We start from the raw sequence: 17,767 nt of genomic DNA on the forward strand, positions 1-17,767 counted from the left end.
AATTTATAAGTAAATTTTTCTGGGTACAGTCCCCGTAGGGGATAGTTCATGGTTCATAGATAAAGAAAAAAGGAGATGTTATGAAAGGGATTATATTAGCTGGTGGTTTGGGGACAAGGTTATCTCCACTGACAAAAATTACCAATAAGCATCTTTTGCCTATTTATGATAAACCCATGATTTATTATCCTATAGAAACACTTGTTGCAGCTGGGGTGAAGGATATTATTATTGTGACTGGCGGTAACAATGCGGGCGACTTTTTGCGTCTTTTAGGGAACGGAAAAGATTTTGGCCTAAAGCATATTAATTATACATATCAAGAAGGTGAGGGCGGTATTGCTCAGGCATTGGGACTTACCGAACACTTTGTTGCAGGAGATAGAATAATGGTTGTCTTAGGCGATAATATTATTGAAGATGATATTACCTGTTATGTGGAAGACTTTAAAAAACAAAAAGATGGAGCAAAAATACTGTTAAAAGAGGTAGAAGATCCAGAACGTTTTGGGGTCCCTGTGTTTGATGGTGATACTATTGTAAATATTGAGGAGAAACCAAAGAATCCTCAAAGCAATTATGCGGTAACCGGTATTTATATGTATGATAGCTCAGTATTTGATATTGTAAAAAATCTCAAACCGTCATCGCGCGGAGAATTAGAGATAACCGATGTTAATAACGAGTATATACGGCGCAAAAACATGACGTACGGGACGCTCAAAGGATGGTGGACTGATGCGGGAACATTCGAGTCATTATATAGGGCAACCAATCTTGTAACAAAAAAATTAGGAATAAAATAGCAAAAACCGAAATACGAAAAACTAAAACATAATTGCTACAACAGGATATGATATGAACAACAAGAGAGTGTTAGTAACGGGTGGGGCGGGATTTATTGGTGCTAATTTTGTGCATTATGTGCTTGGAAAATATAAAAATATCCATGTCATCAATTTTGATAAACTGACGTATGCCGGGAATATGGATAATCTGAAAAGTGTGAGCAAAGACTCCAGACATACTTTTGTAAAAGGTGATATTGCAAACGAAAAAGATGTAAAAAAGGTTTTTTCCCGTGGTATTGATATTGTGGTCAATTTTGCTGCTGAAACACATGTTGACCGGTCAATAGGGGATCCCAGTGATTTTATTAAAACAGACATGATGGGAGTGTATAACCTTTTAGAGCAGGCAAAAATACGCGGCATTGAGAAATTTATCCAAATATCTACCGATGAAGTGTATGGAAGTATTGCAAAAGGATCTGCAACAGAGGAGAGCCCTCTTCTTCCATCAAACCCATATTCTGCTTCAAAATCCGGTGGTGATCGATTGGCGTATTCTTATTGGGCTACGTACAATGTGCCTGTCATTATAACCCGCGCGTCAAATAATTACGGCCCATATCAGTATCCTGAAAAATTTATATCTCTTTTTGTGACAAATGCGATCGAAGATGTACCCTTGCCGCTATACGGTGACGGTAAAAATGTTCGTGATTGGCTCTATGTGCTTGATCATTGTGACGGAATAGATTTTGTGATCAAAAAAGGAAAAAATGGAGAGATTTATAATATTGGTGGGGGCAATGAGAAACAAAACAGGGAAGTGGTAGATACTATTTTAAAAACACTCAAAAAGCCATCGTCTCTTATTCGTCACGTATCAGATCGGTTAGGACATGACAGACGGTATTCTCTTTCGATCAATAAAATAAAGAAATTAGGATGGAAACCGAAGAAGAGATTTGAAGAAGGTATTAAAGAAACCGTCATGTGGTATAACGATAATCAGTGGTGGTGGAAAAAAATTAAATCCGGTGAATTTAAGAAATATTACAAAAAGATGTACGGTAAAAGGATAAAAGAAGCTTCATCAAAATGACATCTTCAGAGATAAAATACCTTGTTCTTGGTGCAAACGGTCTTCTTGGAGCCCAGCTTACAGCCTATCTCGGGAAAAACTGTATTCCTATCTATGGTCCTCACTCAGCGTTATCTGATCCTGATGCTTATAGAATTGATATATCCAATGAGAAAAAAGTAAGAGAACTTATTCTCAAAGTCTCTCCGGATGTAGTAGTAAACACTGTTGCAATGGCTGATGTAGATTGGTGTGAAAAGAACTCTGTTGCTGCATATGCGGTCAATGGCCACGGGGTAGAATATTTGGCAACTGCGTGTAATGAAGTATCTGCGTCATTTGTACAGATCAGTACCGATTATATGTTTGATGGGAGCAAACAATCACCATATACCGAAGAGGATCCTCCAAACCCTATTAATGAATACGGCAAAAGCAAACTGCTTGGTGAAGAAATGGCACGTATTGCTGATAAGCATCTCATAGTACGTGTTGCCTGGCTATATGGAGATTACAAGACAAATTTTGCGTGTAACATTGTTGATAAAGCTAGACGAAACCAAATGCAATATGTTATTGCCGATCAAATCGGCACGCCGACATATACCAAAGACGTATCTGATACAATTGTCCAATTAGTAAACCGGTCACAAACGGGTATATATCACGTCGTTAATGGGGGCGCTTGCTCTCGATATCAACAAGCGCGAAAGATCTGCGAAATAGCTGGTTTTGACCCAGAAAAAATAAACCCAATTCAATCGAAAAAATCCTCGCGTATAGCGATTCGACCCCATTATTCTGTTCTTGATACAGCAAAACTTGTTGATAACGCACATATTTCAATGAGACCTTGGCAGGAAGCAATTAGTGAATATGTGAAGACGCTTTTATAAATCTACCTCTCATACCTGCATAATATATGTAAATACCTGTAATTTAACATTTTAGATAGTCTTTATTAGTCCCTTTTTTTACAGCGCAAGCCTTGACAATCCTAAGTTTATAAGTTATAATACTTTATGTAAACATGTTAAGTGTATTTGCGTGAGGTGATTTGTATGTATAATACAAAAAGATATAATGTATATCTTAAATGTATCAATCTGTGTATAGCAGGTGTATTCCTTTATACATCAGTTTTTGTGGGAGTTCCTCGCCAATCTTTCGCAATAACTCCCAAGATACCTTTGACCGACATAGCAAGTTCAATTGATCTCAATAAAGTTGTAATTCCTGAAAATTTCGGATCAATTACCGAAAAGTACATTTCAAAAGATACATCCAATGCACATAAAACAATAATCGTTTTACAGGATTCCCACGCAAATCTTGAAGCTCAGAAGAATATTTCCACAATATTATCATCATTTATTTCTCCCTTTAGTCCACAAATGGTGTTTGTAGAGGGTGCAAAAGGGATTCTTGATGCCGGTTTCATTCGTTCAATATCTGATACAGTAAAAAGGACAATGATATCGGATTATCTTCTAAAAATAGGATATTTAACAGGAAGCGAGTATTACGCGTCTACAGCTCGAAAGCAGCCTGCGGCTCTCTATGGGGTAGAGAATCGGGAATTGTATTATCGGGATCTTAACGCTTTCCAAAATGCGACGGCTAAAAAACAGACAAATGAAGAGATACTCAATCCTATAAAGAATGCATTTTCAATAATAAGACAAAAGATCTGCAAGGGGTCTTTGAATGAGTTGTACAGAAAGGAAGAGGCATATATTAAAGGAGATATGAAATTTACAGAGTTCTGTAAATATATTTCTCAAAAAGCACTAGAAATGAATGTAAACATTGATTCATATGTAAATATTATGATTGTTTTGCAATCTATTGCATTGGAAGAGATGTTGTCTATAGAGAAAGTGGATGGTGAACGTGAAGCGTTTATTAATGTTCTAAGTAAGCGCCTTGTCAAAGAAGAGCTGGCAGATATAGTTAAAAAAAGTTTGCTTTTTAGGACTGGAAGGATGCTTTCTTCTGATTACTATAACTATTTAATTCAGCTTGGAAAAGAAAATGCTCTTTTCCCCTCTGAAGAGTTAAAAGCAAAGAGTAAGTATCTTAATTTGCTTTTATATGCCAGGGTAATTGAAATGCAATCCCATATAGATGCTCAGAAACTGTATGAAGAAGCCGAAAAATTCACTGAAGTCATTAAAGAAAATCTTATAAAAACCCCGCAACAGGCTCAATTTGACCGCTTATGGAATAATGTTCTCCTCTCCGAGAAGCTAGTTACTCTCAAAATGACCAGATCAGAAGCTCAAAAAATAATGAAGGATCCGGGCATCTGCGACCTTAAGAATGCTATAAGTTTTATTATGAATAACGGAAGAGGAATTGTATCTGAAAGTATGCTTGGAAACATCAGAGAAGATAGGGGACTTGATATTGCTTTTGCATTAGATTTTTACAGTATTGCAATTAAAAGAGATAGTGTGATCTTTGATAACATGATAAGAGAATTTAAAAGAAATGTTCTAAGAACAGCAGTGGTTGTTACCGGTGGTTTTCATAAAGACGGTATTATAGAAAAAATAAAAAACGCAGGGTATTCCTATCTGGTTGTTACTCCGCGTATGACAGAGAAATATGACGACTCACTGTATCAGAATATCATGAGCAGTAAGGAAACCGTACTGGATCGCTTTCTTGATAGAGTGGGCACTCGGCTAGCTCCAGAGCTCAGGATGAGCCCGCAAATGAATCACCAAAATTATCTGAAGTTAAAATCATATGTGTATTTTCTTAATTTTCTTCTCAAGACACTAGATGAAGAGCGCGTTACTGTTGAAATAGATGGTTATACATGCACTCTAGTAAAGAAGAAAAATGAAATTGATAGTTTTGACGTAAGAGAAACAGAAGATTACGGTAACTCTGTAACAAGAATTTCAGGCCTCAAAGAACCTTTACAGACCGTATTGACTGAAGGGATACTGTTACGTATCAAAGAAGAAGATATTATCATACCGGATGAAAAGCAACCTCCTCTCACTGAGTCATGGGACTCATCGCTAGCTGACTTGGTAGGCTTCAGGATGTCTCCTATAGATATGGAAACAGCAAACAAAGAATGGGTATCAAAATATATAATGGCATTGCCGCCGTCTAATATTGATAAGGTGCCAGAGAATATCATTCCTATGACACCTCTACATCTGGATAAGTTTGATGAGCAGTTTACCCGGGAATTGCTAGATACTTATTATAAATATTTGAGGCACTTAAATAGTGAGTTAGATGAAACATCCGAAAAGTTGTATAAAGATATAGAAAAGACCGAACGCCACATATACCACATATACGCAGGGATGCTTTCTCAAGAGAAAATTGATCAAAAAGAAGCTGAAAAAGAAAAACTTGAGGTAGAGTGGTTTAAAATTGAAGAGGAAAGAAGCCGGATAAACGATGTCTTAAATGATAAAACAATAATATTAAAAATGATATATGGCGGTCATTTAGCCGATTTCCATACTGATGACGAGCACGCAGTGATCTCAATCCATAAAAAGCTCTATGAATTGTATGGAAAAACCGACAGGAAAAATCTTGAGGGATTCAGGGAAATATTGTTCTTTACACTACGCCACGAATTTCATCATTATCTTAATCCTGAGGATTCAGAAATAGCAGTTGATATTGCAGACATTAATTATTTCTTAACACTTGATAAACCGCGACAGAAAATGCTTACCGACTTTTTAAGTGGAAAGGATATAAAGGCAGAAGGTTTTGTTGCGATTCTAAAAAAGGCTCAAAAATCAGGGAAAGTTACGGATGCTATTTATAGTGATTTGAACGATTATATGCTTGAAACTATTGCGCAAAGGATCACTAGGAATCTGTCACCTGATTTAGACACGATAAACCCTCTCATAAAGAAATTGAAGGAACTTGACCTTAAGTCTGTACTAATACAGCTTGGGGGAGAGTTTGGAGTGGATCGTTTAATACAGCTTTTTGAGACAAATCCGCAATATCTTTTTTCTCTACTTTATTTAAAGAGCTATCAAGAGCGTGGCCCGCCGGTTGTTGAGCAGAAAACTGCTGTGCCAGGGACTAAAGCCATTGATGATCCCTATATTAATAGTTTTGTGACTGAGTGTTTTAGTGAAAACCTGATTCAAGATGAAAGAATTAAAGAGATACTATCTGCAGACAATTCTAAGGCAAAATGGGATCTTGATAGCGTAAAAAATCTTATTTTGATTGCAAATGATCCCTTTATTTCCATTCCTTCTGACATCATGGAATCACACGGTGTCGGCATGATTCTTGATTTCTTTTTTGATTTTAAAGATATAGAAAATATTGGTCGTGTAGTACGCGAGATTCCCAACATTGATGAATATCACATTACCAATATACATATAAAAGAGGTTATGAATCAAAAGGGCAAATGTAAAGGAGAATTGCAGGGGCTTGTAAATGAATTGTATCATGTGTATCATCTGAAAAGTGTGGGAGAGACTATCGTTAAGGTCAGCACATCGCTGCCTATCCCGGGAGATGTTAAAGGGAGAGAGTATACTGAAATTGATGCCGTGACGGATGACACTCTTATTGAAGCAAAATCCAGGCGTGGAGTCATCACTCAGAAAGAAATAGAAAAAATTATAGTTGATAAGATTCTTAAAATGGCTAGAGCGGTAAGTCAGGGAAATTATTCTGAGTTGGCTAACAAGGCGCTTCTTTTTACATTTAATAAGGGCGCACTTAGAGGTGTTAATGTCGAAAAATTGAAAAATAATGTTTCTACAACACTGCAAAAAATACTAAAGATAGATGTTTTGGAAAAGAATGGATGGGAAATTGAGATAAAGGGTATTCCTCCTGGTTTGTTTATAACTGAACCTAGTGCGCACCGTATTGAGAACAATAGGCTTATTGCAAGGCGTATCGAGAATATTGCTCAAAAGGCGCAAACTGATTATCGAAATAAATTTGCTGCTATGATTTCAAAGTATTATGGCATTGACCCTGTAGTCGCAAAAGAAAAGGCCGAAGAGTATAAGTATGATTTTAATAAAATATCCATGTGGAATAACTCCCAAAGTCGTAATAAAAAACTCACTAAAGAAAAGTTCGCAAAACTACAGAAATCATATCCTTTGCACCTTGTGTGGGATGATGCTCCAAAACCTGATTTAAGAAAGAATCCAGAAAAGCGTTTCGCAGCTGATATTGCCGCTAGCGGTATGTCATTTACTGATATTACATCTCGGCTCACGTCTTTAAAGAAAATTATTAATGCTTTTCTGGAAAACTCTTCCGTTCCTGATATGAAGTGGGAGTTTATTTACGATAAGTATGTGGATAAGGATACCGACATAGTAGAACGTGCAGGTCAGAATATATTACAGATAAATTTGTATGAGTATTTAAACAAAATAGATGTTGTCAGAGGTGCGCATTTAGTTGATATGCCACTGGCGCAATCAATACTTCTCAATGAACTGACACTTGCCTTCCGCGATAAAGAATTGAAAGTGAATGATATGAAACCTGCGTATGAAATAATTAAGAAACATATGGTTGATAACGCTCAGGCATATCTATTTTTTCTTCCTCATATCAGCGTTGAAGAAATATCATATATCACATTTCTCGCTAATCAACTCACGCTTGGAGATGTAAAAGAATTTATCTTGCTTAAAGAGAATATGAAAAGAATGGTGCAATCAAAAATAGAGCAGTTGGGGGATCGTTATAAGGTTTTGCAGGATGGACGATTTAAGGATTATAAAGAAGCTGTATGGAAAAGGATGAATACTTACAGAGAGAGCATTAAAAATGCTTCCGAAACAATGGGTGAGATTGCTGAGCGAATACCGTTTAAAAAATGGGATATTGATTATATTGAATTTCTTAAGATCGCAGGTATGTATGATGAAAGCACGTTGCCGCAAGAGAGTACGGCGCTTGATGAGATATCAAACAATCTTTATGTTGCACATCTCGATAGCGTGTTTATTAATGATCCGCGAATAAAGAAGCTCAAGCAACTTGAACAGGACATTATCTATACGCCCATAGACATTGTCGATACGCCGATAAAGGAAGCTGTTGCGGTTGCGGCTTTTCCTGCACGTCTTAATGAAAGCTTAGATAGAGAATATTCTTCAAACACCTATGTTGCGCGTGGAAAAGAATATACCTTAGAGACAATTAGCGGGTTGCGGGATATGATCAAAAGTGAAACGGCAGAACCAACCCCCATTCATTTTGAAGATGTGATATTTTCTCTCAATATTGATAAGCGTCTAAACGAAATCGTTCCTGAAGGAGTTGATATCTTGGGAATAATTACAGACGTTTTCGAAGACTATAAAAATTTGTACCCGGATTGGCGTGATCGTCTTAAAAATCTCAGCGGTAAAAATATATCGATCGCACTTCTTGATAAATCACCAAATGTGTTTGAGGACCATATAGGAGACGGTTTTATCGGTATTAATAAGGCCGTATTTGATGTTTTTGGGAAAAAAGAGAATATTTTAAGAACTGTTCTTGGAGTAGGTATATTTCACGAACTACGCCACGAATCCGAGATGAAAGGACTCGAGATAGAGGAAGCGGTATCGGAAGAAAGCGTTCAGCTATCACTGCGTTTGCTTTCGAAAGAGAAGATAGATATTAAAGATTATCTTATCGATTTACAGGGTTTGTATTCAGTTGAGTCTGTTTTTTTTGGTGCCTTTGTCGAGAAGACGAAAGTCTTTGATCTTTCCAAGAATATATTTATAGGAAATGAACGTTTGTATAACTTGTATATTAAATATGCAGGACGAGATACCGTATTTATCAGTGATTGCCATCTTTATGATGACAGCGGCGAAAATAATAAGGCCATACTAAAAATATTTAACAAGTCTATCATTACCGCTGATCACCACTATGCTGACCCAGATTTACGGAGAGAAACAGCGACATCTCAGATGATTGAATTTTTAGAGAAGAATACTGATCCATCGACAGGGAAAATACCTTTCGACGATTACAAATCATTGAGCTATATTACCAGCCACGTTGATCCAGACAGTATGCTTGCCTATTATGTGCTCAAAAACTGGAATGAGATAAAAAATAATGATGTTTTACTTACTCTGATTAATGAAACTGCTTACTACACTGATTTTGGTCTATTGGTGAAGGATGTCTTATCGGCTGAATTTATAAATAAGATGAAGTTGTTTGCGAATATATTGTTTGGTATGCAAAAAGATATATATAAACAAGGGCCAGCAAAGGAAAATGCATTTGAAATATATGCCGATAAGATACCTGACCTTCTCAAAAAGATCAGTGTGCAGGGCTTGAAGATAGATAATCCAAATGTATTGCCATTAGGTCTCAGTGATTATGAAGAAATGAGCAAAAACAGATTTAAAGAGCTTGTGGATACCGCAGAAATGGTAGATAAAGCTATTAATGAAGGAAAGGTTATATATGATGAGAAAAGCGGTATCGTTACAGTAGAATTTCCTGATGAAGGGCCAATGATTTATAATCCAAATGTTATTGCATACTTAAAAGAAAGAAAATACTTTGTAAGTAAAAAAGAACCAATAGCTATTATCTCTGCCCGGGCCCCTCCGGCTGGCGCAAAAGGGACGAATAAGTATGTAATAAGTCTTTTTTACAAGGAAGACTACCGTGAAATGCCGTCAATTATCAATGTGCCTCAAAAGTTAAATAGTATTGATACGATTAAGGGATGGGGTGGCCGTGATGATGGTGGTGGATCCGATCGCCGGCAGGGTAGTACCCTTTCAATCGATGTTGTAAAAAATACATTGGAATATTATCTCCAAAAAGATTATCTTGCGCCTGATAATTATCCGTCGATCGCTCGTATGCTATATGAACCATTGATGTCTTATATTACAGAATTTGAAAGAGAAGAAGCATTAAAGAACATACCAAAAGAAGGCAATAAGCGCATGGTTTCAGAAGAGCTTGCACCGATAATGCTAGACGGTTTGCTTGCTATGAATAATAAAATACTGGAAGAATTCATTTCAGAGGCACAGCCGAGAGAATATATCGCAAATGCACTAAGAAATAGGAATAAATTTATCAGTGAATATAAGATGCAAAAAATGAGGAATCAATCTGTGAGTGTTGATGATATCTACGATGATTTTTTAACGGAAACATACGGCGGGAAAATCTCTGATAAACATATCGATATTTACAGAAATGTGATTGAAAATAGGATCAATACAGTTGATATGGAAACGGCGGCTGTTTTAGTTCCTACTGTTAATGAAGCAACTTCTAATGCGGTTGCCTTGGGGTTGTATGGAAAAGATTTAAACAAGTTGACTGATGAACAAAGGGCAACAATAAGTTCCCCTGAGTTTCTAAGGTATTTTGTCTTACTTGGAGAGTCCGTGGAGAGGGGAAGTCTAGTAGGCTTTAGTAAGAGGAATTTCTATGAATTAAAGAACAACAATCTTATTGCCAAGCCTCCAGCTGTAATCGATGTTTACATTAGGATGCTTGATTTTTATGCGGGCAAAGGAGCTGGTGTTGTTGTTTATGATAGTTTTAAAGATAATATCCTTTTGCCGGCAATTCCTGAAATCGATAATGAATTAAATTCATTAATGATCAATAGGAAAAATAATGTTATTTCTGTTGTTAGAGAAAAGAAAGAGACAGACATTGTTAAGTATATAGTTGAGTCATTTAACCAGAAATTAAAGAAGAGTATCACCCCTGATAATTTAAGTATGGTCGCACATACCTATGATTATAAATATTTCAGAAATTGGGTTGGGAAACTTCTGTCTTTGCTTGTCTTTCGTACGGATGGTACGATGATAGACCTGAGTAAAGATGAAATTGAACTTCTGGTAAATATTGATCCCAGGATAAATGAATTGGTTAAAGACGGCAAATTAGAAATATTTCCGCCTGTTAATTATAACAGCGCTACATTCAGCCAAACAATGAAGGCCGCACAGGCACTCGATATAGCCGCATAATTTCTGCATTTGTGTTTCGTACTTAGTATCTCGCATCTCGAATTGAAACAAATTCTATTCTAGCCTTTTATATAGATTTTATACAGTATATTTGGTATATTGTCTGTAAATTATGGGGGGGTAATATGGTAGATAAAGAACTGTTAGATATTATGGCATGTCCTGAGTGTAAATCAGATGTAAAGCTTGAAGGTGAGAAGATAGTCTGTACGAATCCCGATTGTGGACTGAAGTATCCTATACGCGACGGTATACCCATTATGCTTGTTGATGAGGCAGAGAAACCTGTTAAAAAAGAAGAGTGAGACATTGTTAAAACGTTGCGAAGTAATAATGAGGTGTCCCGATCAAAATCGGGACACCTTTTTGTTTTAACCTATGTATGAGGAGTTATTGGTAGTGATAGAACGTTTATCAGAATTAATAAATCATAAAGGGCTGCAAAAAGTTTTTACTAACACTATGTGGCTGTCAGCGCAAAGAGTTATTCGTTCTATTGTAGGTCTTTTCGTCGGTGTATGGGTCGCGCGTTATTTGGGGCCTACGGAATACGGCATTTTAAATTATGCGCTTGCCTGTATAGTTATTTGCGGAGCGTTGACAACTCTTGGGCTTGACAGTATCGTGGTGAGAGAACTTGTAAAGAATAACTATAACCGCGAAGAAGTGTTGAGTACTGCTTTTCTGCTAAAGTTTATAGCGGGTATCTTGGTTTTTACCGCTACGGTTTATGCTATTACCGTTTTGTTGCCTCATACAGGAATTGTTAAACTCATTATAATAATAATTGCAGCAGGCTTCATTTTTAAATCTTTTGAGGTTATAGATTTTTATTTTCAGTCTCAGGTACAGTCTAAATATACGGTGTATTGTATTACAGGATCTTTCCTTGCGGTAAGCGCAGGAAAAATCATACTTATACTTCTCCATGCGTCACTTATTGTTTTTGCGTGGTTGTTTCTTGCAGAAACAGTCCTATTTAGTGTTTTTCTTGTATGGGCATATAGAAAAGAGCAAAAGAAGAAAATTGATTGGAAGCCATCTCTGAATATTGCATACTCGCTTTTAAAAGACAGCTGGCCTCTTGTCTTTTCTGGATTGTTTGTCGTTATATACATGCGGATAGATCAAATTATGCTTGGACATATGATCGGCAATACCGCTGTTGGAAAATTTTCCGCTGCGGTTCGTATTTCGGAGGCATGTTATTTTATTCCGGTTGCTCTGACAAGTTCTGTTTATCCTTCCATAATTAAGTTGAAAAGCAGGGATAAAACGCTCTATATGAAAAGGGTTCAAAGAATATACGACATTTTAATGTGGGCGTCTATTTTGATCGCCGTCATTGTTAGCTTTTTTTCCTATGATATAATTCATGCTTTGTATGGTGCTAAATATTTTGGGGCGGGCCCAATACTCGCGGTTCATATATGGGCTGCTGTTTTTATATTCCTAGGAGTTGGTACGTATCATTATTTACTTACTGAGAATATGACAAAAATTGTTTTCTATAGAACCGGATTAGGTGCAATAAGTAATGTGGCGCTAAATCTCATATTAATTCCCTTGTATGGCGGTATCGGTGCGGCAGTAGCTACAGTTATATCATATGGGATAGCAGTATTATCCATAGGTTTATTTAAGCAATCAAGAAACAATGTACGATTAATTGTCAATACGCTTAATATTGCAAGGTTAAGAAACATCTTTAAATAGAAAATTTAAGTATGAAAATAACGCAAGTGACAATGTTTTGTAAGGGGACAGTGGGGGGGCAGGAGACCTACGCGGAAAACATTGATAAAATAATGGCTGAACGTTACGATAATACGTCAATTGTACAAATATACAGAAAAGGCGTTAAAGAAAAAAATGTAATAACTCTTCCGTATACTTCACGATTTAATAAATGCTTTTCTGATGCCGGTTGGTTTCTTTTTAATATTGATTTAATGTGTAATAAGAAGTATCTAAAACAAAGTGATATACTTATTGTTCATTACCCCTTTCATTATCCAGCGGTAAGCTGGCATCCTCGTGTTATAGTGTTGTCCCATGGTATTGATTGGCATCATCCGCAGGTAACGTATGCAGATAGATATAGAATGAAAACTGCACGAATGTGTAGAGAAAACAGTATCCCTCTGGTCGCAAACGATTCAGCATTTCTAACATATCTTGGATACAACAAGACAAAAATTAAAGATAAGAATTATCAACAAATAGATAAAAATGTATGGTTTATTCCAAATTGTGTGGATACGGGAGTATTTTGCCCTGATAACAGTGTTTCCAAGGAAGATAGCATTCTTGTTCCAAGAAATATTGGTCATGCACGGGGAATACATAGTGCCATAGAGTTTTTTAATGTTTTTCATAGAAAGAATAATAATTTTAAGATGTATATTGCGGGAGGACCTCTTGAGGGTGATTATTATCAAGAATGTTTTGATTTAGTTAAAAAATATGAATTGGAAGATAATATAGTATTTTTAGGATTTATACATCCTGATGAAATGGTGTCTTTATACAGGAAGACGAAAGTTACACTTATTCCTTCTATTGAAAGAGAGGGGACGTCACTGAGCGCTCTAGAGTCAATGGCATGCGGCACACCTGTTGTTTCAACGGATGTCGGCGGGTTATCTGATTTACCGACAATAAAAACTAAAAATGATCCTGAGCATATGTCAAATGCCGTCAATGAAGTGCTCGATAGGTACAATTACTACCAGGAAAAACAAGTTAAATGCATCGAAGATGTATTCAATATGAAGTTGTGGCGTGAAGCGTGGTATAATGTCTGTGATACCGTTATGAAGGACTAATGTATCTCACAACCTCGTAGAGGATGGATATGTATGAAAAAGTTCTCAGAAGAAGAAATAGCGCAATTTGTATCCAATCAATTATTTAATGAGTCTATTGTGTTGGGTCGTGACGATAAAATTCCAAAAATAAGTATTATTACCCTTTCTTTAAATCAAGGCCGGTATCTAGAAAAAACAATTCTTAGTGTGCTTAATCAGAATTACCCTAATCTTGAATATATTGTTATTGATGGCGGGTCACAAGATGATAGCGTAAACATCATAAAAAAGTATCAAAAGTACATTACGTATTGGGTGAGTGAAACGGATAAAGGACAATCTGACGGACTCAACAAAGGGTTTAATAAAGCAACGGGAGATATTGTTGCCTACATCAATTCCGATGATGTTTATATGCCGGGTATCCTTGAAAAAGTAGCCCGTGAATTTATGGAGAAAGGTACTATAGATGTATTGTATGGAAATAAATTGGTATTGGATCCTGAAGGTAAGATACTCTCAGAAAGACGTCTTTTGCGGTGGATGCCAAAGATAAGTATTATGGGTTTCTTCTCGCGAAGAGGATATTGGGTGTATTTGGACGCGGCATTTTGGAAGAGGGAATTTTTCGTAAAAACAAATGGGTTTGATCTATCTCTAAAAAATACAATGGATGTTGATTATTTCTTGCAGCTAGTAAAGTGTAAAGCAAGATTTCATTTTATGAGAGAATACTTCATTGGATTTCGTTCTCACAGGGATTCAAAAACCATCCTTTATGGCGATGAGCGTAATCCACAGGAAACACAAACATTGTTCGAAAAATATTATCCTTATAAACGGCCGATGAATAAGCTCACTGTATGTGTTCTGCGCATATTTTGGGGATGCATGTATATAGTGCAAGGAGATGGGCTGTATTTGTTTAAATTGTATAATTCTAAACGTAGAAAGACTAATGCATGAAAATTGCAATTGATGTATCTGAAGCTTATATTCAAGATAGAACCGGTCCAGGAAACTATGTATATAATTTTTTGCAAGCAATGTCACGGATTGGTAGTGATAACGAATATCACCTTTATCATCATTCCGGGTGTTTAGGCTCTCAGGATACTATGAATAATAGTTTTTCCATGCATCATGTTAACGCGCCTGTAAACAGAACGCTGTGGTCACAGGTGCTATTGCCATATGCAATGCGTAAGGAAAAATATGATGTTGTTCATGTTCCCGGGCATAGAATGCCTCTTCATAAAAGACACAAGACCGTAATAACAATATTTGATCTAGCATACATTTATTTTCGCGATTGCTTCAAGCCAATGCATTATGCTCGATTGAAATATTTTACGGAAAGATCTCTTTCTAAAGCGGACAGGATCATAGCTATATCTGAATCAACCAAGCAAGATATTGTCAGAGAATACCACATTAACCCCGATAAGATTAACGTCGTATATCTTGGGGTTGATCCTACTCAGTTTCCTGTTATTGTTCCTGAGGTTGTTTCAGATATCAAGAAGAAGCATTCATTGAAAGATGAATATATCGTTCATGTCGGGACAATGCAGCCTCGGAAGAATCTTATGAGACTTATTGCTGCATTTGATGCTATAAAAAGAAGTTCTCATGCGGATTTACAGCTAGTGCTTATAGGTAAGAAAGGGTGGATGTACAAAGATATATTTTCTTTGGTGCAAGAGCTTCATCTTGAAAGGGATGTTATACTGCTTGATTATGTCGATAATAATACTCTTTCTGGCATTATGCGTGGAGCAAAGGCGTTGGTGTATCCATCTCTGTATGAGGGATTTGGATTGCCGATCCTTGAAGCATTCTCCTGCGGGCTTCCGGTAATTGCTTCGCGCTCTTCATCACTACCTGAGATAGGAGGGGATGCAGTGATATACTTTGATCCCTATAATACGGATGAAATTATACATGCGATATCAGAACTGCTAGAAGACGCTGATAAGAGAGCTGAAATGGCTCAAAAAGGCCGTGAACGTGTTAATCTTTTTTCATGGGAAAAGACTGCGCGTGAAACAATAGAGGCATATGAAAAGGTACAACAATGAAAATAGTTTTTTTTACACAGGCAAGTGAACTTGGGGCATCGAGCAGATACCGAGTGTATCAGTTTGTCCCGTATCTTGAGGGTGAGGGAATTACGTGCACTGTTCTTCCTGCCATACCAAAAAAATATCATAGTCTCTATTTTTATTCTAAAAATGTGTTCGTAAAGGGTATCTTTACATTCTATGTGCTGATTAAACGTTTGGTGCAGTTACGTTATGTCCATCAAGCTGATTACGTGTTTTTACAAAAACCTGTTATGCCGCACATATATCCTATTATTGAATGGATAGTTCATAAAATGGGGAAAAAGATCATTTTTGATTTTGATGACGCAATATTTTCCCGATCACCAAAATGGGGAAGTGGTGAAGCGAATGACATGACGGTTGATCACGGTTTTAAAAAGATCGTTGAGTGGTCTTATTGTGTGCATGCGGGCAATGCATATTTAGCTGATATTGCAAAAAAATATAATACGTGTGTTAAAGTTATGCCCACGGTGATTGATACCGACTATTACGCGATGTTAGAAAAAATAAAAAAAGATGAAGTCTTTACTATTGGCTGGATGGGGAGTCCAACAACACTATTTTATCTTGATCAGCTGCAAACTGTTTTTAAGCGATTAGCGAAAGAAAAAAAATGTATACTTAAAATAGTTGGCGCAGAAGATTATGCTATACCTGGAGTGCAAGTTATATGTGAAAAGTGGTCACTAGAAAGTGAGAAAGATATTTTGAGCACATTTGACTTAGGTATTGCCCCACTTGATGATGGGCCGTGGAGTAAAGGAAAGTGCGGGCTTAAAATACTGCTCTATATGGCAACCGGTGTGCCGGTAATAGCTTCACCATATGGAGTAAATGCACACATTCTTTGTGATGGTGATTTGGGAATGCTTGCAAAAAATGAAGATGATTGGTATGAATCGATTGAACGTCTTTTTGAAGATGTAGATTTAAGAGCATCATATATTCAAAAAGCACGAAGCCATGTTGAAAAAGAATATTCTGTACAGTCAGCGTATAAGAAAATCATTGAAGTTTTGAAGGCTGGTTAGAAATAGATAACAAAAACACACACCGCTATCCATAAAATAAGGTTGATTTGCATCGTTTTATCAGATAGAAGTATTGTTGTAGGCTCTCCATCGCTTTGGATCTTATGTATTTGATAAAGATATCTAAAGATCCCATAATATACGAAAGGGATTGTGTAGATGAGCTGTTTTGTTTCGAATCGCATGATTGTATTGCTGTCTATGGTGTAAAGCATATATACAACTACGATTGATGAAGTGATGACCGCTATCATCTGATCTATAAAGTATGTGTTGTAATGTGATAAAACCGTTCGAGATTCATTAGAGTCTGTCTGAACGGTTGACAGTTCCTGTCTTCTCTTATTAAAACCGAGGAATAACGCCAATAAAGCTGTCATCAATACAATCCACTGTGAAATTTCCACTTGAGCAATTATTCCGCCCGCTGCAATGCGTAACAAGAAAAACGTTGCGATACAGAACACGTCAATAATGACAATATTTTTTAGGAATATTGAATACAATACATTCAGTATAATATATATAACTAATACCAAGGCAAAGTAAGGATTGAGAATGAAAGCTAATATAAGTGAGAATAGCCCAAGCGCGAGAGCGCTTATGAACGCTTGCCGAGTAGTAATATGTCCGGCTGCGAGAGGTCTGGTTTTCTTCACAGGGTGTGCCTTGTCTTTCTCAATATCAAAAATATCATTTAAGAGATAGATAGCGCTTGCTGTAAGAGAAAAAAGAAAAAATGCGATACATGATTGTAGATTGGTTGGGAAGTTAAATAGTTGTTTCCCAAAAACAAGCGGCAAAAATAGAAAGAGATTCTTGATCCATTGTTCTGGGCGTAGCGCAATGCATAGACTGACAAGCGATTTATGGTTATTCATGTACATATAATAAGTGATAAGTCATAATTGTGGAAGAAGATTTTACGTATA

At 36.6% G+C, this 17,767-nt stretch carries 11 protein-coding genes; 10 read left to right on the top strand and 1 reads right to left on the bottom strand.

The genetic code is table 11. The features are described 5' to 3' along the window. Window positions 1-80: 80 nt before the first annotated feature. From P9M13_01080 to P9M13_01125, 10 genes are all read left to right on the top strand, one after another. Entirely contained in the window at window positions 81-806 is a 726-nt protein-coding gene (locus tag P9M13_01080) for a sugar phosphate nucleotidyltransferase (protein ID MDP8261880.1), read from the top strand. A gap of 52 nt (window positions 807-858) precedes the next feature. Next, the gene (gene rfbB / locus P9M13_01085; GenBank protein MDP8261881.1) at window positions 859-1,890 is read left to right on the top strand and encodes a dTDP-glucose 4,6-dehydratase; all 1,032 of its coding nucleotides are present in this window, start codon (window positions 859-861) and stop codon (window positions 1,888-1,890) included. Further along, complete coding sequence (gene rfbD / locus P9M13_01090; protein MDP8261882.1) at window positions 1,887-2,765, top strand: dTDP-4-dehydrorhamnose reductase; 879 nt, start codon at window positions 1,887-1,889, stop codon at window positions 2,763-2,765. Before rfbB ends, rfbD begins: the two co-directional genes overlap by 4 nt. A 165-nt stretch (window positions 2,766-2,930) precedes the next feature. Next, window positions 2,931-10,883, top strand: a complete 7,953-nt coding sequence (locus P9M13_01095; protein ID MDP8261883.1) for a hypothetical protein — start codon at window positions 2,931-2,933, stop codon at window positions 10,881-10,883. Between the two features lie 125 nt (window positions 10,884-11,008). Continuing rightward, the gene (locus P9M13_01100) at window positions 11,009-11,188 is read left to right on the top strand and encodes a Trm112 family protein (protein ID MDP8261884.1); all 180 of its coding nucleotides are present in this window, start codon (window positions 11,009-11,011) and stop codon (window positions 11,186-11,188) included. Window positions 11,189-11,282: 94 nt separating this feature from the next. Then, a complete protein-coding gene (locus P9M13_01105; protein MDP8261885.1) occupies window positions 11,283-12,599 on the top strand; it encodes a flippase in 1,317 nt (438 codons plus the stop codon). Window positions 12,600-12,610: 11 nt separating this feature from the next. Next, entirely contained in the window at window positions 12,611-13,711 is a 1,101-nt protein-coding gene (locus P9M13_01110) for a glycosyltransferase family 4 protein (GenBank protein MDP8261886.1), read from the top strand. Between the two features lie 33 nt (window positions 13,712-13,744). After that, entirely contained in the window at window positions 13,745-14,659 is a 915-nt protein-coding gene (locus P9M13_01115; protein ID MDP8261887.1) for a glycosyltransferase family 2 protein, read from the top strand. Further along, complete coding sequence (locus P9M13_01120; protein MDP8261888.1) at window positions 14,656-15,774, top strand: glycosyltransferase family 1 protein; 1,119 nt, start codon at window positions 14,656-14,658, stop codon at window positions 15,772-15,774. The genes P9M13_01115 and P9M13_01120 overlap by 4 nt, the downstream gene beginning before the upstream one ends. Then, window positions 15,771-16,835, top strand: a complete 1,065-nt coding sequence (locus tag P9M13_01125; GenBank protein MDP8261889.1) for a glycosyltransferase — start codon at window positions 15,771-15,773, stop codon at window positions 16,833-16,835. Before P9M13_01120 ends, P9M13_01125 begins: the two co-directional genes overlap by 4 nt. Here P9M13_01125 and P9M13_01130 read toward each other — a convergent pair. Further along, on the bottom strand, window positions 16,832-17,716 hold the full coding sequence (locus P9M13_01130; GenBank protein ID MDP8261890.1) for a decaprenyl-phosphate phosphoribosyltransferase: 885 nt from the start codon (window positions 17,714-17,716) through the stop codon (window positions 16,832-16,834). The genes P9M13_01125 and P9M13_01130 overlap by 4 nt on opposite strands. Window positions 17,717-17,767: the final 51 nt, after the last annotated feature.

Source organism: Candidatus Ancaeobacter aquaticus, assembly GCA_030765405.1.
Classification (GTDB): Bacteria; Auribacterota; Ancaeobacteria; order Ancaeobacterales; family Ancaeobacteraceae; genus Ancaeobacter; species Ancaeobacter aquaticus.